Source organism: Sphingobium sp. AP49, from assembly GCF_000281715.2.
GTDB lineage: Bacteria > Pseudomonadota > Alphaproteobacteria > Sphingomonadales > Sphingomonadaceae > Sphingobium.
Genome location: NZ_CP124576.1, coordinates 1,042,045 through 1,063,813, shown reverse-complemented (window position 1 = coordinate 1,063,813; position 21,769 = coordinate 1,042,045). Strand labels below are relative to the sequence as shown.

Annotated in this window: 18 protein-coding genes; 9 read left to right on the top strand and 9 right to left on the bottom strand. The window is 59.2% G+C overall.

The window, feature by feature from the left end:
* Positions 1–7 precede the first annotated feature (7 nt).
* Positions 8–907: an NAD-dependent epimerase/dehydratase family protein gene (locus PMI04_RS05145; RefSeq protein ID WP_007715407.1), complete on the top strand. Its 900-nt coding sequence runs from the start codon at positions 8–10 to the stop codon at positions 905–907.
* On the opposite strand, the gene PMI04_RS05140 is transcribed toward PMI04_RS05145, so the two are convergent.
* Genes PMI04_RS05140 through PMI04_RS05100 form a run of 9 tightly spaced genes read right to left on the bottom strand, consistent with a single transcriptional unit; the run spans position 904 to position 9,528 of the window.
* Positions 904–1,596 carry a hypothetical protein gene (locus PMI04_RS05140; RefSeq protein ID WP_007715405.1) on the bottom strand — a complete coding sequence of 231 codons (693 nt, stop codon included), beginning with the start codon at positions 1,594–1,596 and terminating at the stop codon, positions 904–906. The genes PMI04_RS05145 and PMI04_RS05140 overlap by 4 nt on opposite strands.
* Positions 1,597–1,601: 5 nt before the next feature.
* Complete coding sequence (locus PMI04_RS05135) at positions 1,602–3,131, bottom strand: glycosyltransferase family 2 protein (RefSeq protein ID WP_007715403.1); 1,530 nt, start codon at positions 3,129–3,131, stop codon at positions 1,602–1,604.
* A gap of 1 nt (position 3,132) precedes the next feature.
* A complete protein-coding gene (locus tag PMI04_RS05130; RefSeq protein ID WP_007715401.1) occupies positions 3,133–3,759 on the bottom strand; it encodes an HAD family phosphatase in 627 nt (208 codons plus the stop codon).
* The gene (locus tag PMI04_RS05125; protein ID WP_007715398.1) at positions 3,756–4,427 is read right to left on the bottom strand and encodes a hypothetical protein; all 672 of its coding nucleotides are present in this window, start codon (positions 4,425–4,427) and stop codon (positions 3,756–3,758) included. Before PMI04_RS05125 ends, PMI04_RS05130 begins: the two co-directional genes overlap by 4 nt.
* Positions 4,428–4,470: 43 nt before the next feature.
* The gene (locus PMI04_RS05120; RefSeq protein ID WP_157178200.1) at positions 4,471–5,664 is read right to left on the bottom strand and encodes a glycosyltransferase; all 1,194 of its coding nucleotides are present in this window, start codon (positions 5,662–5,664) and stop codon (positions 4,471–4,473) included.
* Between the two features lie 38 nt (positions 5,665–5,702).
* The gene (locus PMI04_RS05115) at positions 5,703–6,920 is read right to left on the bottom strand and encodes a glycosyltransferase (protein ID WP_283184856.1); all 1,218 of its coding nucleotides are present in this window, start codon (positions 6,918–6,920) and stop codon (positions 5,703–5,705) included.
* Positions 6,917–7,588 (bottom strand): ABC transporter ATP-binding protein, encoded by a 672-nt coding sequence (locus PMI04_RS05110; RefSeq protein WP_007715392.1) that lies wholly within the window; start codon positions 7,586–7,588, stop codon positions 6,917–6,919. Before PMI04_RS05110 ends, PMI04_RS05115 begins: the two co-directional genes overlap by 4 nt.
* Positions 7,585–8,379, bottom strand: coding sequence for an ABC transporter permease (locus tag PMI04_RS05105; protein WP_007715390.1), 795 nt, complete (start codon positions 8,377–8,379; stop codon positions 7,585–7,587). The genes PMI04_RS05110 and PMI04_RS05105 overlap by 4 nt, the downstream gene beginning before the upstream one ends.
* A gap of 6 nt (positions 8,380–8,385) precedes the next feature.
* A complete protein-coding gene (locus PMI04_RS05100) occupies positions 8,386–9,528 on the bottom strand; it encodes a hypothetical protein (protein ID WP_007715388.1) in 1,143 nt (380 codons plus the stop codon).
* A gap of 343 nt (positions 9,529–9,871) precedes the next feature.
* On the opposite strand from PMI04_RS05100, the gene PMI04_RS05095 reads away from it, so the two are divergent.
* The 8 genes from PMI04_RS05095 (at position 9,872) to PMI04_RS05060 (ending at position 21,769) form a co-directional block, all read left to right on the top strand.
* Positions 9,872–10,072, top strand: coding sequence for a DUF4214 domain-containing protein (locus PMI04_RS05095; protein ID WP_007715386.1), 201 nt, complete (start codon positions 9,872–9,874; stop codon positions 10,070–10,072).
* Between the two features lie 73 nt (positions 10,073–10,145).
* A complete protein-coding gene (locus tag PMI04_RS05090; RefSeq protein ID WP_157178199.1) occupies positions 10,146–11,903 on the top strand; it encodes a glycosyltransferase family 4 protein in 1,758 nt (585 codons plus the stop codon).
* Positions 11,900–12,838, top strand: a complete 939-nt coding sequence (locus PMI04_RS05085; RefSeq protein WP_007715382.1) for a WavE lipopolysaccharide synthesis family protein — start codon at positions 11,900–11,902, stop codon at positions 12,836–12,838. Before PMI04_RS05090 ends, PMI04_RS05085 begins: the two co-directional genes overlap by 4 nt.
* Before the next feature lie 100 nt (positions 12,839–12,938).
* Positions 12,939–14,138 (top strand): polysaccharide biosynthesis/export family protein, encoded by a 1,200-nt coding sequence (locus tag PMI04_RS05080; protein ID WP_007715381.1) that lies wholly within the window; start codon positions 12,939–12,941, stop codon positions 14,136–14,138.
* Between the two features lie 235 nt (positions 14,139–14,373).
* Positions 14,374–15,783 carry a DUF6212 domain-containing protein gene (locus tag PMI04_RS05075; RefSeq protein ID WP_037487516.1) on the top strand — a complete coding sequence of 470 codons (1,410 nt, stop codon included), beginning with the start codon at positions 14,374–14,376 and terminating at the stop codon, positions 15,781–15,783.
* A gap of 4 nt (positions 15,784–15,787) precedes the next feature.
* Positions 15,788–18,376 carry a glycosyltransferase gene (locus PMI04_RS05070; protein WP_007715379.1) on the top strand — a complete coding sequence of 863 codons (2,589 nt, stop codon included), beginning with the start codon at positions 15,788–15,790 and terminating at the stop codon, positions 18,374–18,376.
* Positions 18,377–18,425: 49 nt separating this feature from the next.
* Positions 18,426–19,727 carry a UDP-galactopyranose mutase gene (gene glf / locus PMI04_RS05065; RefSeq protein ID WP_274517628.1) on the top strand — a complete coding sequence of 434 codons (1,302 nt, stop codon included), beginning with the start codon at positions 18,426–18,428 and terminating at the stop codon, positions 19,725–19,727.
* A gap of 17 nt (positions 19,728–19,744) precedes the next feature.
* Complete coding sequence (locus PMI04_RS05060; RefSeq protein WP_283184855.1) at positions 19,745–21,769, top strand: glycosyltransferase; 2,025 nt, start codon at positions 19,745–19,747, stop codon at positions 21,767–21,769.

The following is a 21,769-nucleotide window of genomic DNA, read 5'->3' as shown; positions in this document are numbered from 1 at the left end:
GCCGACAATGAGCCGCTTCCTCATCACGGGTGCCGGTGGTTTTGCCGGTCACTATTTCGTGCGCGCTTTACGGGCGCAGGGACATGAGGTGCATGGCCTCATCAAGCCCGGCACCCCCTGTCCGGCTGATGCCGCTTTTACGCCGCATATTGGGGACTTGACGGACCTTCCGGCACTCAACCAGGTAGTGGCGAACGTTGTGCCGGATAAGGTATTGCACCTGGCCGCGATTTCATTCGTCGGGCATGGAGATGTCCAGGAGATATATGACAGCAACCTGATCGGGTCTCGCAACCTGTTACAGGCGCTGGCCGACCATGCCCCCGATGTCGACCGGGTGTTGCTGATGAGCAGCGCCAATATCTATGGCGCTGGTGCGCAGGGCGCGATCGACGAATCCTTCCCGCCTGTCCCCGTGAATGATTATGCCATCAGCAAACTCGCAATGGAGCAATTGCCCCAGTTGTTCGCTGATCGCCTGCGTTGCACCATCGTCCGCCCATTCAACTATAGCGGGGTTGGACAGGCACAGCGCTTCCTGATCCCCAAGATTGTCGAGCATGTGCGCGCCCGGGCGCCGGTGATCGAACTCGGCAATCTGGACGTAGCCCGCGACTTCTCCGACGTCCGCTTCATCGTCGCGGTCTGCCTCGCGCTATTCGACAATCCCGCGGCTATCGGCGAGAAGGTCAACATCTGCGCCGGCCGCGCTTACAGCCTGCGTCAGATTGTCGGCATGGCCAGCCAGATTGCGGGCCATCCCATGCGCATGACAGTCAATCCATCATTTGTGCGCACCAACGAGATTCCGACCCTTTGGGGCGATCGACGAAAAATGGACCGACTGGCAGGCGCCCTGCCCTGCCCCCCGCTGGAAGACACCCTGCGCTGGATGATCGAGGCCTAGACCTTTACGTCCAATATCTCGCGGACCGGTACGCTGCGCACATCCAGTCCGGCATCGATCACGCCGTTGAATAGCGGACAGACAAAATAGATGCCTTGATGGGTCTGGCTTTCCCGATGCGCCACCGCATGTCCAAGCGCCTGCGCATAGATACCGGCGTTACGGAAAAAATATGTGCCAGCCGACGCCTGGCCGGAGATCACGCGCTTTTCCGCCGCTTCCAGCACGCGGCCCTGTTCATCCGTGCGCACATAGCTGTAGACAGGCAGATCCGAACAAAAGGTCAGGGCGATACCACCCAGCCCGGCGTCCGCCGCGAATGTCGCCGTCGCATCGAAATCTTCCTGATAGAGAATGTCAGCCAGATCGATGCACAAGGGCGCCAGCGGGTCGCACAAAGCCACGCCCGCTGCCACAGAGAAAGCGGCCCCCGCCGTCATGTGCGAGAGAAAGACATGGCGAGCGCCGGGAAACCAATCCGTTAGCGGCCCCTCCGCGAAGCGCCGGCCGACGGCTGTATCGCGCAGGACGAAGCAGAAGTTCGATGCCGCCACATCGCCACGTCGCCACCAGGAGCGTGACCATAATGCCTGCAACAGCAATGGCTGCCCGTCGACCAGCATTTCCGCCTTGGTCGTCCCATCGGGACGCTCGAAATCATTCCCCGCCAGCGGGACCACGACCTCCATTGCCTTCAGCCCACCGGGGCATCGGCCGAACGGGTACCCGGGCCGCCCTTCAACGTTAGATAGGCTTCCATATCCTCGGGCGTCCCCAGCCCCGTCATCGCATCGAACGGCACTTCGTAGATGCCGATCCTGGCGCCTGCGCGAATCATGTAATTATAAACGGGGCAGGTATAGAATTCGCCATTCACCCGGTCATTGTTGGCGATCATGTCGATCGCCGCCCGGACAAAGCTCTGGCCCTCCATGAACAGATAGATGCCAACCGTGGCGAAATCCGAGATCGGCTGCTTCTCGGCAACCTCCGTCACAAAGCCGGCATCATCTATCGCTGCGAACGACCATTTGGGGTCGCGATGCGGATCGCGGAACACAAGAATGGAGCCGTCCAACCCACGCCTACGGGCATCATCGACGAAATCCTGGCAACTGAAATTCACCAGTTGGTCGGAATTGACCACAAGCAGGGGCGCTTCATCATCAAAGGCTGACCGTGCCAGCAGGACGGTGCAGGCCGTCCCCTCGGTCAACCGTGCGACCGGAATGATATGCGCTGATCGACGGGCGATTTCCGCCTCCGCATCCGGCGACAGCCCAAGATGTGCCTCTCTCAGCAAAAGCGTGTACTGCGCGTCCCGGATCGCAACATTGTCCAGCACATGGGTCAGCATCGGCTTGCCGAGCACATCGATGAAGGGCTTTGGCGCACCATAGCCCGCCTTGGCGAAGCGCGATCCCTCGCCAGCCGCCGGAATGACAACATGGACCGGCTTGGCGGGAAGGGCAGCCCGCGAAGCGTCGGCCACCCGGCTGCGCATCTCTTCCTCAAAGGCGTGCACCCGGGCGGGCAGGAAAAAACTGTGCAGCCGCGATTGATCTCGCATCGGGATCGAAGCCACCCGCTTGCCTGCCAAGATCATCTGGTTGAGCGACGATGCAATGAAATAAACGCCATTGACCGTATCGCCAGCACGGATCACATTCTGTGCTGCCTCGATGAAATCCGCGCCCCGGGCGAACCAATAAAGGCCGGCGATCGCTTCCTTGGAAATGACCCGTTTTTCGGAAGCTTCCACGACATATCCCTGCTCGGTCCGCACATAGGACCAGCGCGGATGGGTCGCGTCAAAGGTCAATACGCCCGCATCGGCATTCTTGGAACGCAGTCGGGCAATGAAATCAGGCAGTTCACCTTCGATAACCTGATCATAGTTAGCGATCAGCAGGGGCAGTTCGGGATCGATATGCTCGATCGCCAACAAACAACTGCATAGCGCTCCAGCGGTGCGCGCCGGCAATTTGACGACGTCGCATCGCCCCCCGGTCACAAGCCGAAAAACGCCGTCCAGAGAATATTGCGTCGTCTCGTCCTGCATCGCGATGAAGACGAAATGAGGATCGCCTTCCAGCTCGTTCAGATTGTCGATCGCCCAAGCGATCATCGGCCGTTCCATCATCTCCACCAGCGGCTTGGGGAACGGAAATTCATCGGCCGGGAAAAAGGGGGTCGCGCCGGCGACAGGGAGCAATATCTTCATCTTATGCGCCTTCGATCTCGGCAATCCTGGTCATGATCCGATCAAGCGTAACCTGTTCGGGCGATGCGACTTCAAGCAAATGCCCGCCGCTGGCCTTGGCCGCCTGTATGCCATGATCATTATCCTCGAGAATCAGGCACTCCTCAGGCGCCACGCCCAACTGCCGCATGGCTTCAACATATATGTCCGGCGCGGGCTTGGCCTGCGACACTTGCTCGCACGACAATTGCAGCGCCAAATATTCTTCCAGCCGCGCCAGCATCATCATCAAGTTGACTGTTGCCTTGATCGAATTGGAGCAGACCGCGAGTTTATACCCTCGCTGCCTCAACTGACTCAGGGCATATTGATGATGAAAGATCGGGCGGCAGCGCGCATAGATGATTTCCGTGGTGTAAAGCTGCTTCATCTCGTTGATGAAGGGATGCAGAGCCACAGGCAACCCGTGCGTTGCCTGTAATATCTCCAGCTTGCGGCGCGTCGGCAGGCCATCGAACGTCGCGATATGAGCGTAGCGCTCGATCGCCATACCGAACAGATCGAGCGCCTTGTTCAGCGCTTCATAATGCCAGTCACGCGCGTCGATCAGCACCCCGTCCATGTCAAAGAGAATGGCCTTGATGCTCATGCTGAATCCCGCAGTGAAAAATATGCTGCCGCCTCGCGCGGAAAATCCGTGCACAACATGAGGGAACTCTCCAGCAAGTCGGCAGGCAGGGCCGCTCGGATGATTTCGGTGCGCAGGAGCTGCCAGAAGCGGTGATAGACGGTGCGTCCATGTAGTTCAGGTGAAACGATCGCCACTCTCTGACCGCGCTTGATCCGGGCAACGATGTCGACCGGATCGACCCAGGGCCGTTCAAAACAGTCCATCCATAAGCCCGTACAACGCTGCTCCAGAGGCGGCGATGGTTCAAATTCGCTATGCCGGGTGAACACATGCATTGATCGCCCAAAATAGCCGAGCGTATCAGGCACCGACATGTCGAATACAAAGACCTGCGATGCCATGCCGGGATAGGCCTGCAACGCCTGCTCGATCCCTGCAGCCAGTCCGTCTGCCTTGATATTCAACGCCAGCCAGCCGGGCCGGCCCGCTACATCATAATCAGCGAGCAAATCTTCCAACGCCATCGCACCGGCCGTCGGCATGTCATGCGATATGACAAGCCGTCCATTACAGTCGCGTACGTCCGTCTCCACGCCGAACCCCAAGGCAAAAGCGCCCTGCAGGGCCGCTCGGCTGTTGCGTTCGTCCGGCTGCGTCCACAAACCGCGATGTGCCAGCAATATCATGCCATAGCCTCGAACAGTCCCGGATCGTTACCACTCCCCATGGTCATGCCGCGTCGATCGCAACCACCGGAACTTCATTCAATAGCGCGCCATAGCCATCTGCCACGAATTGCGTTCGTGCCGTGGCGGCAAGACCGACATGGTCCGTCCCTCCCGCCAACATGTTGTCGATATAGGCTGCAAAGGCGCCATGGGCATCGCGGGGCAAACCGATCGATCCGGGCAGCAGAATATCCTGCAACACGGGAATGTCGCTTGCCACCACCGGGCAGCCCAGAGCCTGAGCCTCCAGCACCGGCAGGCCCAGGCCTTCGGCATCCGAATTGAAGATCGCGACCCGTGCCTTGGCATAGAGCGCCGCCAGATCCTCCGATCGGATCGATCGATACCATGTGACTCGCTCAACACGCAGCCGCGCGATGAAATCGCGCATATCCTCCTCGCGGCACCGGATCGCGCCGCAGATGGCGAGATGCACCGGCTTCGTCACCGCGTCGAATATCTTGGATGCCTCGGCTAGGCCCTTGCGCGGATCAAACAAGCCGACCGCCACCACCATATTTTCCCGCGACACCATGTCCGTCGACGCCAAGTGGCAAGCGATGTGATGGGGGATCATAGGCGGCAATATATGAACCGGCACCGAATTGAGGCGCGATATCGTACACAGCGCCAGGAAAGCGGACCGCGTAAACGCGGAATTGGCCCATATCTCATCACAATGGGCGGTATAGCAGCGGAAGCCTGTTAGGTGCTGATAAGCGAAATCATCCGTGGCCTTTCCGTTCAGCAAATAGCTGTTGGGAATGGCGTCATGGACCAGCCCGACGACCCGCTTGGCCGGGAAACGTTGCTGCAGCCCCTGCAACCACGGCCCCGAATAGATCGCCATATCGAACATGCCCTCGGGAACCTGACTGCCCAGCGCATAATAGGCAACGCGCAGATTCGGAGGGAAGTCCGCCTGCTTCACCTCGAACAATTCATTCTGATAACGCAGCAGCACTTCGTCCGGTACGCCAGACACACTTTCCGTCTGGTCGACGAAATTGCCATCCACCAACGATTGCTGTGGCACGGCCAGGAACCATCGATCTTGCAGATGGGTGGGCTCGTTGATGACATAGGACACGCTATGTCCAAACGCCTTGGCCTGCTCCACCAGCGTCGAAACCAATGCGCGAACCCCGACATGCTTCTGGAAAAAGCCAGGCTCGCACACCATTGCTATCCGCACGTCATTCCCCTTGCCCCATAGTCGGCGAACCGGACGCCCTAATCGGCGTCCCGCGATATCTCACTTGCCAGATTTCCGCTCTCTGCAGCAAGTGTAGCAATAAAATCGGCAAGATAATCCGCCAATTCGTCCCCGCGCGCAGCTTCGGGGAAAAAATGCACAGTTCCATCTGCCAGGCCAATGTCGCGATAGACGGGCAGGCCCCGTGCGAATACCGGCTTGCCTGCCTGGACCGCCTCCAGCAGAGGCAGTCCCAGCCCTTCCCCCAGCGAAGGCTGCAATACCGCGGCACAATGGGCGTAAAGGCTGCCCAACATGCGATCATCCGCATTATCGAACCAGAAAAGCCGGCGCCCCCATTCTGCGTGCCGGCGCAAGCGCGCCTGCAGGGCCTGCGTTTTCCAGCCGGGGCGCCCCGCAATGACAAGCGTCATCGCCTCCCCCGCCTTCCAGAGCCTGTCAAACGCCGTCAGCAGATCTCCATAGCCTTTGCGCGGCTCCACGGTGCCGACGGCAAGGCAATAGGGGCCGGTATCGGCCAGCGCGGGTGCGCGGGCGACCTGCGCCTCCGACCAGAGCCGCCCTGCCCAGCCATCAACCGAAATCGGCATCAACTGGCTGGGGATATCGCTACGGCTCAGGCCATAGCGTCCGTCCATCCAGTCGTGGAAATGCCGCTGCACATCCGGGCTGATGCACAGCACATCATCCGCCAAGATGGCGACGGCCCGGATCCACCGACGGAAGGCCGCAACCAGCTTGCCGGAAAACCATTGGGGATGGAGCAGGGGCAGCATGTCGTAAATGACGAAGGTGAAGCGCACCCCCGTCCGGCGCCATGCCATCATCTCGTCCAGTTTGCGCGGAATGATGTGCGCGCTCAAGTCCAGCCCCAGAAAATGGTCCCCCGCCACTGGAGATAAGGGCACGACGTCGGAACCCGCCTCTTCCAGAGGCCAGCCGATCATCCGATAGGGCCGCGTCCGCGTCGCTGCCACCGGCTGCGTTTGCAGACCGTCTGGCGGATCATCCACCAATCGCCCTAATTCGACCTTGACCAGCCTTTGTATGCCGGTGCCCGCGTCCGTCCGCGCCAGCGTCGAGATATCGACGAACAATCGTCTGGCCGCGATCGCATCCACCGCGACAGCAGACATCCTACCTTGCGCCTTGCGCCGACGGCGTCGAACATCCCAACGCCACCAGGCGGCGGGAATGATGATCGGGCGAGGCAGCTCATCGAGCCAGCCCCTCACTGGGGCAGGACCTGCTTGTGCGTGACTTCGTGATAGAAGTCATAGGCGACATCGAAGTCATCGAATACGACCAGCCGCCCATTATCGAGCACGCCAATGCGGTTACAATGCTCGCGCAGATAGGGCGCATCGTGCGACACGATGATCATCGCACGATCAGCGCGCTTCTCGAACAATTCGACATGGCATTTTTCATGAAAACGGGCGTCGCCCACCGCAATGATCTCATCGATCAGGAAGCAGTCGAACTCCACGACCATCGAAATAGCGAAGGCAAGGCGCGCCCGCATACCCGACGAATAGGTCTTAACCGGCTCCCGCAGATATTTTCCCAGCTCCGAGAACTCGTAAACATAGTCGATCTTGTCTTTGAAATCGACGCCATAGACGCGACAGATGAAGCGCACATTGTCGATCCCGGTCAGCGCCACCTGAAAGGCTCCGCCGAAGGCGAGTGGCCAGGATACCGACATGTTGCGCTCAATCCAGCCGCCGGTCGGCTGTTCGGCACCACTGATCAGCCGCACCATAGTCGACTTGCCTGCGCCGTTGCGTCCGAGGATGGCGACCTTCTCCCCGGGATTGACCGTCAGGTTGACGTCACGCAACACCAGCGCACGGCCGCTCCGCATCGGGTAGCTCTTGGCAACATTATGAAGACGTATCATCCGGGCGTGATCCTCGGCCCGATCTTCATGACCGCCAACAGACCGATCAGGGTCAGACAAGTATTGATCGCGGCCATATACCCCAGATCATAATGAGCATGGATCTTGGAGCCGAAATAACCTTCACGCAGATATTCCAGTCCATGCACCATCGGCAGGGCCAGAATATATTTCTGTGCTTCGGTCGGCAGCGCGTCGACCAGGAAGGCAGCCCCGGACAACGGAAAGAGCAGATAGGACGCCGGGTGCCACAACTTGTCGATCAGCTCATATTCTTCCGACAAGATACCCAGCGTAATTGCCAGTCCGGCACCGAACCAGGCCAGCATCAGCCACCCCCCGAACACCTGCAGAATATCTTCGGGCAGGTCGATCCAGCCGATGAAGGTGAAGAAGGACGCCAGCAGGATGAACGAGGTCGTCGCGCCGCCCGCCTCCAGCAGCAGGCGCGCCAAGAAGATATCGATAATCCGCACATGACGATGATACAGCAATGCCTGATTAGGCAGGATAGCATGGATGCATCGTGCCGGCATGTTGCGCCAGAGCAGCACACTGGAATAGCCGGTGACGGCAAATGCCGTGATCGGCAAATTTGACCCGTGCGTTGCCTTCATGAAGTTCCACAATGCCGTCACACCCAGTGTGAACATCATCGGTTCGACGAAAATCCAGAGAAAACCCAGGTTTCTCCGACCGAAGCGGGTCAGCACCTCGCGCAGCAATAGCGCACCAAGCACCCTGCGCTGTACTTCCCAGGATTCCAGTCCCTCGCGGATCGATCTCAGCATGGCGCTTTAATCTTTATGCTCGCGCAATGCCGCAAAGAGCAGCGAAAGAACGCCCCAAAGGATCATGCCGAACACGAATGTGCCCAGGATACCGCGCAAGCGCTTAGGCTCCAACGCCTTGTCCGGCAGATTGGGTTGCACGATCCGTTCCACATAGACCTGCTGACGGCGCGCATCATTGCGTGCCGTTTCCAGGCTCGCCAGCGCACTTGCGACCTGCTTTTCGGCCAGATCGCTTTCCAGGGCCAGCTTCTGATAATTCACAGCGGCCGCCGCGAGCGAAGCACGGCCACCGGCCACGGCGCCAAGCTGCTCGTCGATCTCCTTGCTCAGGCCTGCAACACGCACCTTCAGCACCGGCACCTGCGGGTTGGCGGGCGCCACCGACTGCAGTTCAATCAACTGGGTCTTGGTGCTGATCAGTTCATCCTGCAGCTTGGAGATCATCTGCAACTGCACATTCGCCTGCTTCTCGGGATCAAGAATGCCTTCCTGATTCCGATAGGCGGCAAGAGCGACGGCGGTCTGGCTTGCACGGACGCGCGCCTCTTCGAGCTCCGCCTGCGCATATTTGATCAGATCCGCCTGCGCCCGAGTATTGAGGCGATTGACCAGCGCCTCACTCAACTCCAGCAAGTGCCGGTTAATTTCATAGGCATCCTGCGCCGTATAGGCCTCAACCGTCAACGTCGTTACCGACGTCGCAGGATCGGGTTCAATCTCGACCTTCTTGCGGAAATATTTGAACAAGCCCTCGAAGGACTCATCCGAAGCAAATCCACCAAAACGATTGAACATGTCGACCTCGGGCCGACCATAAGCCTTCCTGACCAGCCCCTGCCCATCGAGTGCCTTGAGCGCATCGCGCGACCGGGCATAGTCCTGAACCGCGTAGACCTCATCGCCGGCACGCTGAGTTCCAGCCGTGCGCAACAGGCTGCTCAACCCTGTTTCCGTCTGCTTGTTGGGGCTTCGCACAACGAACCGCGCTTCCGAGGTATAGACGTCGGACGCGATCAGGCCAAAATAGAATATGGCGGCAATGGTGGGGATGGCCACGGTACCGAGAAATATCGGGCCGAGCCCGACAAACTTGTTCCAAGCGCCTCGTAATGCCGACCCACTCTGGTCACGGCCATCATCAACCATCAAACACCTGAACCTAAAGGAATATGGACATGTGGCGAAGCCGAGCCGACGCTCGACGGATCGCCACGACGCAGAGCGAGCAGAAACCCGAAAGCGCACCCCGTTTCAACGCTTCCGGCAAGTTGGTATCCACCCCCTCAAACGCATGCGCCATCCTAGTGCCCCAACAACCACGCAATTGCAACATGCCAGACCAGCGCACGACGAACCGCAGTCTCACGCGAATATATTACAACATCAGTTGCAGATTGACAGATGGTCATGAAATAGGAAAATCCTGCAGCGCAACATACTTCCCGCGACACCGACGGCGCGCGCCCGGACATAGGACAGAAACTTATCCATGATGACTACCGAGACGATCGTCACGGAACTTTATCTTGCTTTTTTCGGACGCGTTCCCGATGCGGGCGGCCTCGCTTATTATAGCGAGCAGCTCAAGATCACGGGCAGCATCGAGCAGATCGTTCAATCCTTCCTCCATTCGGAGGAGTTTCGCGGCCGCTACCTCCCGGTGTCGGAACTCGGCCCCGATCATGATTGACGCCCGCTCCGTCGTCCAGCAGCTACACGGCGCCCTCCTCCAGCGCGAAGCCAGCCCCGCCGAACTGGATCGGATGGAGCCGATCGCCGACGAAGCAGGTGGCATCCAGCGCTGCGTCGAGCAATTATTTGCATCAGAAGAATTTGGGCGTCGCTATCGACATCGCCCGATATTCGCAATCGTCGCCCATGAATTCGGTCGATACAATGGCCATGGCGGCATCGCGGTCTATCTGGAAAACCTAATCGACAGCCTGATTGCCCACAGCAATTACCACATCCATCTATTCTGCCATGGCCTTGGCCCCTACAGGCCATCCCCACGGCTTACCGTCACCCACATCCCGGATGGCGACCTCAAAAGCGCGGATTTCGTGGCCCAGGCGCTGGATCGGATCGACCCACAGGTCGTGGAAGTGGCCGATTATAACGGGTTAACCAGCCAGTTTTTGCTGCGGCGCGCCATGGGACAAACCCACAGCAAATGCCGGATCATCGTCAATCATCACACCGGCTCTCGGGAAATCTGGGAATGGGGAACGCTGACGGATTTCGACGCGGTGGCCAGCACGGACCTTCGCTTCACCGCTATCGCGGAAGCGGCACAGAACAGCCTTGCCGACGCCCATGTCAGCGTATCCGCCTTTCTCGCCAGCTATTTGGAACAGCGCTACCATCTGCCACGCATAACCCCGCTTTATCCCTGCTTCCCACAAGCTGAGGCCGATTCGACATCCTCCGCCGGCAACAGGGACGGTTTGCACATCTTGTCGCTGGGTCGCTTTGAACTGCGCAAGCGACAGGATCTCCTTATTCGCGCCTGCACGGAGCTGCTGCGGGAAGGAATGCACCTGCACGTCACCTTCGCGGGCAACTCGATCGAGGATTTCCGCAGCGGCGAGGACTATCGCACCGCTTGCTACGCGCTGATCGATCGCGATTTGCGCGATCATTTCACCTTCCACGACTTCCTTTCGCCGCAAGCCAGCCACCCGCTATTCGCCCAGGCCGACCTGTTCGTCATACCCTCGCCGCGCGAAAATTTCCCCACCACGGCACTGGAAGCGATCACCCAGGGCCTCCCGGTTTGCGGATCGCGCACATCCGGCGTCGCCGAACTAATGGGGGCAGATACATCCCTCCTTTTTGCGCCCGACGATATTGCAGCGATCAAGCAAGCACTACGCCATGCCGCCGATATAGGTCAGCCCGGCCTTGACGCTATTGCGCAAGAACAGCGCCTGCGAACCCGTGCGCTCCTTGCGCCAGAGACAGCCATAGCAGCACGCCTCGCTCATTTCGATACGGTCGTGCCCCGCTCGCTGGACCAGATTATTTCCCATCCGCCAGTCCTCGCACTGCTGCCGGCAGCAATGGCCGACACAGCGCCGCACGCGCGCGCAGCCGGCCAGGTCGAGATGTTCGGCAATGAACCCCTGACCCGCCGCCCAATCCCCGATGGCGGCCTGTTCCTATATTGCCCGACCCCGCCGTCGGACGACATCCTGCAGGCGATGCTGGAGCAAGCTGGCAGCGCGGACTTCCTTGACGAGCAGACCCTGATTTGCTGTGCGCCAGACCTGAAGAAGGGATTGGACAGGACCAGGATGCTGGCACAACATGTTACCTATCCCATCATTGGAAGAATATGCCTTGAGCCTTCCAAGGGGCAGCCCCCGCGCACCAGCGACCAACTGGTCGCCGACGCCCTGTTGCGCGCGACAAAGCTTTTTTATCTTTATTGTCCGGGCGCGAAGGCAGGCCCGATGAGCCGCGCAATCACCGCGCGCCTGGACGAGAAGCTCTTCCCCTTTCAGAATCCCGTGACATGATCGATATCGCGCTTTTGGTACATGGCCCCCGGACCGCCTTCACCCCGAAGGTCATTGCACAAGCCTGCGCGGCATTGCGCAAGGGCCAGGTCCAACGCGCCGTGTTCGCCGGCTATGAAAACGACCTGCCGGCCATTTCAGCCCAGATCGAAGCACTTGATCCATCCCTGCTCGCCCTCTTCACCCTGACCGGCGTGCATGACGTAGCAAATCCAGGCATTGCCAATCTCAACCGCCAGCTCAATCTTGTGAATGCCGGCCTAAGCGCAATCGGCTCGGCAGACCTCATCATCAAACTGCGCTCGGACCAATGCGCCTCGTTCCGCCAATGCCTTATCCAGATCGAGCGGTTCGCGTCGGAATGGCGGGCAGGCAAGCTGCTAACGACCAATTGCTACACCCGGTCCGATCGACTCTACCATCCGTCGGACATGTTCCTGATGGGCACGCCCGATACCTTGCGCGCCTATTATCCACGAAGCCCCTTCCCGCAGACGCAGCTCGACGATCTCCTCGCGATCGGCCAGGACGCCGCCGATGGCGCATCGCTGGGCAGCATGCCGCAATGGCCTGAAGCGCGCCTGTTCCGGCATCTGCTGGCCGAACGGGGATGGACGATTCGCGAGACATTAGAAGATAGTCACGACGCGCTGCAGACCCATTGCGTCATTCTCGACGCCCGCCAGATCGGGCTACGCTGGGAAAAATTCTATCGCGGCCGCATCCCACTCGTGCCCTATCGTTTCCGCGTCGCCCCCTTTCCCAACCTGCCGGAAGAAGACTGCCAATGCGTACGCGCCACGGATTTCGGGACCTGTACGCCCGGCATAAGCGATCGCACGGAATGGCTGACCAAATTGTTGTGGCATCCCCATCTTGACGCCTGGCGAATGCACGGCGACTGGAAAGCTGCAATCAAGGCGGCATGGGCATAAATGCCTGAAACCCTTCACCTCCCCCGGCCAATCTGGCGTTAGACAGATGCCGGCAATCGGATTAAAGATCACGCCACGCCGCAGTGCGCCAGGAGCAAAAATGAAGAAGATCGAGTTGCGCCGCATGAACCGGAAGGTCGGCGGTTTCCCATTGATTGCGGCACTGTCGCTGCCTTTGCTTGCCGGCTGCACGTCCGTTGGCCCCAACACAGCGACAGTCATGAAAGCTCCGACGGAATCGGCGGTACAGGGCATCCAGATCGTCGAGATGACTGAAACGATAGCTCGGCGCATACAGGCACAGCCCGCGCCCGGCTTCGCGGAGACATTGGGCCAGGCCGAGGCTGTTGGAGGCAAGGTATATCCCGGTGACACGCTGGAGATATCCATTTGGGAAGCGCCTCCGGCGGCGCTGTTCAGCAATAACGCATCGAACGCCGCCTACATGGCCGAAGGCATTCAGAATCTGACTACCAGCCGATCCACGCAATTGCCTGAATTGCTTGTCGGCCCCGATGGTACGGTTACCGTGCCGTTTGCTGGCAGATTGACCGTCAACGATCGCACCCCATCGCAGATCGAGAAGGAGATCACCGCACGGTTGCGGGGCAAGGCACATCTGCCTCAGGTCATGGTCCGGCTGCTACGCAATGCCACCTCCACCGCCACGGTGGTTGGTGAAGTCACGAACAGCACCCGCGTCCCCCTCACGCCCAAGGGCGAGCGTTTGCTGGATGCGCTTGCCGCAGCAGGCGGCACGCGCCAACCGATCAACAAGATCACGGTTCAGATCAGCCGCGGCAACATCGTCCAGTCAATGCCCCTTGAAGCCGTCATCCGGGATCCGCGCCAGAATATCGTGCTGAAGACGGACGATGTTATCACCGCCTTCTATCAGCCCTATAGCTTTACCGCGCTTGGCGCCGCCGGCAAAAACGAAGAAGTCAATTTCGAGGCGACCGGCCTCACCCTGGCCCAGGCCATCGGCAGGATCGGTGGCCTGCAGGATGCGCGCGCTGATCCAAAGGGCATGTTCCTCTTCCGTTGGGAGGATCCTGCTCTGGTTCCCGAATTGGCGCAGGGTGTGCAGGCGCGGCAGGACGGCCGAATTCCGGTCATCTATCGCGTGAACATGAAGGATCCCGGCACGTATTTCTCGATGCAGAATTTCGCAATGCGCGACAAAGACGTGATTTTTGTGTCCAACAGCCCGACCGCAGAGTTGCAGCGCTTCATTTCCATCATTGCCTCGACCATCCTGCCGATCGCGACGGTCGACAATCTGGTTACCAACAACTGATTGCAAGCCCGGACCGCCCGCCGAGCAAGCGGGCGGTCCGGATTATCTTCCGGATCACGCCACGGACGGTAACCAGCCGATACTATGTCACCGGCCACCGATGCGCAGGAACAGGCTTCCACATCAAAGAAAAAACTTGCTTTTTTGGCATAATTCTGCAGTTTTGCGTTCCATGTTATTGCGTAATATCAATAGTATATGGGGGCGGGGAACACGCACCCCACCGCTCCGCGCGATGCACGAAAAGCAACATCAATTTTATATTTTGGCGCATGAAGCTGATCGGGCGGTCTTCCGGCAGTTCGACTGCAGCTTCCGCCTGATCCTGATAGATGATCGGGGCAACCTATCCAATTTCATTCCTGAAGCAATTCTCGATGTCGATGCGATATCGACCCGGACCTTGGGCGCCTTCGCCTTCTCTGACCAGGCGCGCGATCAATTGCGCACCCTGCTGCCGACATCCGATCTCCTGCTGAAACTCGGCATCCAAGATATCGATTTCATCGATTGCCATGATGCTCATGCCTTGGAGGCCCTGTTTCAATCGCGGATGATCGATCGACTACTCGACGGCAACGCACAGAAGACCGAGCGCAACATCGCCCTGAACCGTGCCCTTGCCGCTGTGCGACGCGAAATGGCAGATATTCAGGCCGCGTTCGGCAAGCTGGAGCAGTTCGTCCAGGCCAGTGGCGGCGCGGCGCGAAAACTCACTGCGGCGCTGCCACCCCAGATACCGACGCGTGTTTTGCACCTGGGCGACAGCGATACGCTGGTCCAACGTTTCCCCGGCAGCAGTGACGGCATGACGGACATCGCCATTCACGTCGCGGCCCAGCCCGCCCCCGACGGCGTCCTGCTGTGCCGTTTGGAAACGGTCGAAGACGAAATGCAACATGCCTGCTGGACCGTGACCGCAGCCATGCTGACGCCCGGCTGGCTTCGCCTGTCCCTGCCGGTCGCTCTGGGAGCGGACAGGCGTACGCCGCGCCTGCGCTGCACCTGGACTGGCCGCGATGCTCTCGCGCTGGATCTGGGGGAACCGCACCCCGACCCGCGTTTCAACGCGCTCGTCAATGATTGCACCAGTGGCGAGACGCTCGCCCTGAAAACCTGGATTTTCGTGCCTGGATGCGCGGCCCCGCTGACGATGGATGGTCATCTCGATGACAGCCACCCGCCCAAGGTCCGGAACATCCCGCTCGAAATGTTTCGTCAGGCCGAAAATCTCAATCCCGAAAATCCGCATTTCCACTTTCGCGACGACTTGGCTGGCCTGTTGGTCCACCCGATGGGCCAAGGCCTGTCGGTCGGGCGGTTGCGCCAGGCCATTCCCAGGGGCGTTCGCCGGATCAGTATCGATATCTGCACCAGGCATCATGCCGCTCCGCAAGTCGAATATGCGGCAGTGGTGGCGTCGCCCACCCAGCGCGCCTCGTCCCAACTGGACCTGCCCGCCTTTGCCTTAGCGCACAATCCGCCTTGGCAGCAGATTACAGCGATGGAGCAAAGCCAGATCCATATTGATCTGGGCGATATCGCCCAGGAACCACTGGATCTGTATCTGATGACGCGACTCGCTCCCTATTCCAGCTTCGAATTCGGGTGGGCAGTCTTTTCCAACGCCCGGCTCGAATTCTAGAACGATGGCGTCATCGCTCCCCCTGCCCCCCCGTGTTGCAATCGTCGTTCCCGCCTTTCGACATCCGACGCTGGTCGGCGAAGCGATCGAGGCCGCATTGGAGCAGGAAGCGCCGTTTGGGATCATGCTCGTCCTCGTCAATGACGGCTGTCCGCATCCGGAAACCGACGACATCTGCCGGGAATATGCGTCGGCCTATCCTGACCGGGTTCGCTATGTCCGCAAACCAAATGGCGGCCTCAGTTCGGCCCGCAATGCCGGCATCCGCTATGTACTGGCCCATCTGCCCGGCGTTGAGGCTATCTATTTCCTGGATGCCGACAACCGGCTGAGGCCCCATGCGATCGCTAAAGCGATGGCAACGCTGGACGCGCACCCCGATGCCGGCTGGGTCTATCCCAGCATCGACATGTTCGGACTGGCATGGCACGGCGACATGGGGGGCGACTATTCGCGGCTGATCCACACCGACACCAATATCAGCGAAGCCGGCAGTTTGGTGCATCGTCGCGTCTTTGAGGCGGGCATCCTGTTCGACGAAGGCTTCACTCTTGGCTGGGAGGATTGGGATTTCTTTCTGACAGCAGCAGAGCAGGGCTTTGTCGGCGTCAATTGCGAAGATTTCGGGTTCCTCTATCGCAAACGCCCGGAAAGCATGCTGGCCAATTCCGAACGCGACCATGCAACCATTCGCAGCATGATGCACGCCAAGCATCATGCCTTGATGCACCCGAAAAATTTGGCTGCGTTGGAGCAGAGCGAATGCCCCCGGTTCGCAATCATCCTGCACGATAGCCAGGAGGTGATCTGGGCGCTGGATCCGCTGGCGGCGGATACGCGCCAAATGGAATGGTCCGAATATCAGCGCCTGTTCGCGCTACATGCAACCAACCCGAACCGGCACTTTGCCCCTCCCATCACGATCGTCACAACGACGGCGACATTTACGACATTGGCTGACAAGGGATTACTCCACTGGACCTTCTGGCGGACTGAACGCGCGCTGCAGGCACAACGATTCGCGGCCATGGCGCTCGACATGAACGGCGTCGGACGCATCCACTTCAGCCACCACAACGGCCGGACGGGTGCCGATGCGCTTCGCGTCGATCTGTTCGGCCTCATGACCAGCACATTGGTAGAGCTCGTCACCGACAATAGCCCGTCTTCGATTGATGCGCTTGCCGAACTGGGGCCGGGCACCGATCTGTGGTCGACCCGCTTGTCCATGCCTGCGGAAGCATCGGCCACTGGGCGTAGCCGCGGTCCAGATATGTTCGACGCCTTTCTCCAACGCGCGCGGACTTTACGCTTGGATTGCTACAATGCCGCTTGGGCTATCGACTGGGACTGGCGCCGGCAGACGTCCACCCCGCGCCGGCATACTCACCTGATCGCCCGCAACGCCTTCCACGGTGCGCCAGCTTATCCCTGGGCCGGCGGCAAGGGTCGCAATGTGGGCTTCATCCTGCCGCTGGTCGAATTTGGCGGAGTCGAAAAGGTCGCCATCAACTTGGCTCGCGGGCTGCGCGCCCATGGCTGGCATCCCCATCTGATCGTTGTCGGCGCCACCGACATCCGCATGCCTGACGAATGGCGCCAGCAGTTCGACACGATCAGCTTTCTCGATGATCCCGACTGCCACATCTGGGACGAGAATGACCGGCAATATTTCGGGACCTCGGTCCCCCACTGGGCAACCGGCAATAATCACGCCATTGCCCTCGGCATGCTCTATTGGCTTGATGTGGCCATCGGCTTCCACGCGGGCGGTCTCCTGGGTGTCATGGGACAATTGCGTCGATGGGGCGTACGGACGGTGACCTCGCTGCATGTCAGTGACCAGACGTCAATGGGGCGCCCCAAGGGCAACACCTATCTGGCAACCGCATTTGAACATGCGATCGATCTGTTCGCGCCCTGCTCGCTCATGTTGGCCGACTGGTGCCGCGGCATGGGCATCCCGCCGGCAAAGATTGTACCGGTACAGAATGTGGCCGGCTATGATGAGAGTCAGGAGCGATTGGCGGCCCTGCATCATGCCCGCCGGGCACGACCGATCGACGCGCCCCTGCGCATTCTTTTCCTTGGACGGTTCGACGGCCAGAAGGGCATCGACCATCTGTCTCGTATCTATCGCGAAACTGTCAGGTACGGCTTGAACGTCGAATGGCGGATAATAGGGAAGTCGGTCATCGGCGGCGACGGCTATATCGCGCCAGCCGATCTGCAGGCCATCGCCGAAGCGCCGCTGATTTCCGATGCGGAACTGACCAACGCCTATGGCTGGGCAGATGTACTGCTGCTCCCCTCCCTCTATGAAGGCCTGCCGCTCACGGTACTGGAAGCGATGCGGGCCGGTGTCGTGCCGATCGTCACCGATGTCGGCGCAGTGCGAGAAGTTGTCACGGATGCCGCCAATGGCTTCATTCTTCCCAAGGAAGGGTTGGAAATGATCTGCCTCGATCGGATCAAGACCTTGGCGGACGATCGGGACCTGCTGCATCGGTTGGCAGGCCAAGCTTATGCTGACCGCTCGTCCCGCACGTGGCAGCAGGCGACGGAACAGCTTTCCCAGCGATTGCTATGCTGACCACAAGCTAACGTAAATGCACGACTTTAGCTCAGCCATGCGGTCGTGAGTGGAACATAATGACACACATAAGACGATAGCCAGATGCCACAATCCCGATATTGTCGCTCACGGGCGCCAGAAATCGATTCGGGAAGCAAATTCAGAACGTGACGCAATCAGAATCTTGACGGAGCAGATTCAGAACATGGACAAGAAGAATATTCTCCTCATTGGCGCCGGTCTATCGGGAGCGGTGATCGGCCGACACCTCGCTGAAGCGGGCCACCAGATCACAATCATCGATCGCCGCGCCCATATCGGCGGCAATTGTTATACCGAACGTGATGAGGGCACCGGCGTGATGGTGCACATCTACGGCCCGCACATCTTCCACACCGATGATGAAGAAGTGTGGAACTATGTGAACCGATATACCAGCTTCCGCCCATACAAGAACCAGGTGAAGGCGACCACGGGTGGCGCGGTTTATTCGCTGCCAGTCAATCTTCACACGATCAACCAATTCTATGGCAAGACCATGGGTCCCGCCGAGGCGCGCGCGTTCTTGGAGGCGCAAGCCGATACCTCGATCACCGACCCACAGACCTTCGAGGAACAGGCGCTACGGTTTGTCGGACCAGATCTCTACAAGGCATTTTTCAAGGGCTATACCGAAAAGCAGTGGGGCTGTTCGCCGACCGAATTGCCGGCCTCCATCCTGAAGCGTCTTCCCGTCCGCTTCAATTATGACGACAATTATTTCTTCCATAAATTCCAGGGAATGCCCGAAGAAGGCTATACGCCAATGATCGCAGCTATCCTTGACCATCCCGGAATCACGGTGAAGCTCGACACGCTGTTCGATCCGGCGACTGCCGCCGATTACGACCACATCTTCTATTCCGGGCCACTTGATGGCTATTTCGACTATCGCCTCGGCCGACTCGGCTATCGCACCCTCGACTTCAAGCGTTTCGACCATCAAGGCGATTATCAGGGCTGTGCCGTCATGAACTATGGCGACCGCGAAGTCCCCTTTACCCGCATCACCGAGCATAAGCATTTTGCGCCGTGGGAAAGCCATGAGGGCTCGGTCTGCTACGAGGAGCACAGCCGCTTGGCCGAACCGGACGATGTGCCTTATTATCCGATCCGCCTGGTCGACGAAAAGGCAATGCTGACCGATTATGTCGCTCTGGCAGATGAAACCCCCGGCGTCACCTTCGTCGGCCGCCTGGGTACCTATCGCTACCTCGATATGGATGTGACCATTCGTGAAGCTCTCGATACCGCTGCCGCCTTCCTTGAGAAGGGCGGCGCAATGCCGGCCTTCTTCATCGACCCTCTGAGCGGTGAACGGCGCATCTGATCGAAAGCTGATTTGCCATGACCATTAAGCTGACGCGATATCTCGTCGAACTGCCGACCTATATCTGGGAGCGGGCGCATTTCGAACTCCGTTTGGCGGAGGATGAGCGCCCCTTCCACATATCCCTACGCAGCGCGGAGAATACCGTCATTCTGAACCGGATGCGGGCCGGCGATTGGGGGACGGAACAGGTCCAGTCGCCGCCCGTCCCGGTGAGCGAGATCGACAAATTCTATATTGAAGTGCTGGGTCCTCTGGTGACGATCTTCATCGCTGGCGTGACCTGGTCCTTCGAGATGGACCTGAATGGTCAGACTGCCCCGCACCTTGTCGATGACGTCAGTGTCCAATGGACTAAGCTGGTCGACAGCGAAGCCATGGCCGTGCGACGACTGGAAAATGGCGGCGTGACCGACACGATCCATTTGGCGGGACGCGATCTGGCATTGGGCGATGCCGTTAATATGCCCGCTGCCGCCGATCTGATTATCGCCAGCTTCGACCCTTCCAGCGAGCATCAGCACTTCCTGGTGAGCCGCCCTTTGGTGCTTGCCAAGCAACCTCTCACCGTCATCGACGTCGATCCTGTCTCTATAATCCAGACTCTAAGAGCGGCTATCCTCTTTCCCGATGCCGCTATACTCAAACTCCACGGTACAGCGGAAGCCGATGCCCTGTTGGCGGCAATCATCCGCGCCAATGACATATCCAATATCCGCTTCATTGCGTCGCGAGAGATTGCTGCCCCCTTGAGCAAGGGGAAGGGCCATGTCTTGCTGCAGGGCGAAGGTGTGTTCAAGCAACTGGGCATGGCGATCGCCGCTTTGCCGACCGCGCGGCGGGCAAAATTGTCCATCTTCACCGGAAATAGCGCCCCCGTGCCGGGTAACATCGTGTTCCCCTGCGCCAATGCCCATATCCGCATCGGCAAAAACTGGTGCCTCAACTATAATGCCGCGACCAGCATTGGTGATCGCGTCCATGGCCTCGACATTGCGATCGCAGCCTATAACGCAAAGGATTATCTGATCGAATGCGCGGAAAGCCTGCTTAGCAAGGGGCGTGATGATATCCGCGTGATCATCGTCGATGACGGATCGACAGACGGATGCGGGGACATGGCAGCCCAGCATTTCAAGAAGACCGACCAGGTCCGGGTGGAGCGCAAGCCCAATGGCGGCTGCGCCTCCGCCCGCAACTATGGCCGGCTCCTGTCCAACGCGACCCATATTGCCTTCGTCGATGCCGATGACTTCGTCACGCCCGACTTTTTTGCCAACCTCTACGATCTGGCGCTCTATTCGGGCTATGAAATCACCCAGGGGGCGTTCGATTTCCACGATGCCACGCGCGAAGAGCCGCTCAGTCCTAGCTATGAACAGGCCCTGTTCGCACCTTATCCGCGCATGCACTTTAACGATCAGCCCGTTATCCGCCTGCCCGCGATGGACATAATCAAGGGCCAACCGACGATCTGGCGCAGGGTCTATCGCCGCGATTTTCTGGATGCGAAGAACATCTTCTTTCCTGAAAATGTCCGCGCCTACGACGACTATATCTTCCATATGCTGACGCTGACTGCAGCGCAGGACATATTGATGATGCCGGAACAGGCCTATCATTATCGCCAGCATCCCGATCAAGACATCAAGCAGGGGGACGAGCGGCATTTCTACATGCTGATCATGTTCCAGATGCTGCTGAAACGATCGATCATCGACGCCTGGCCCAATTTCAGCCCCTATGCCGAATCGATCGTCGACAGCATCAACTGGTCGGCCCAACTGCTGCGCCCGGATCTGGTCGACAGCTTTTTGCGGGCCTGCGCCCGTTTCTGCGTGACCATCACCAAAGTCTACAGCAACGAGCTCATGGAGGGGTTGATCGATCGTATCAATCATCCCGATTTCAAATTCTTCTATCGGGAAGAAGCGCGGAAGCTGGCATCGATCGACCCCGGCGCCTTCTGGTGTCATTTAACTGGCGAACTTTATCATCCCGACATCGTCCGTATGCGCCAGACGATGCGGAGGGCGATTTGA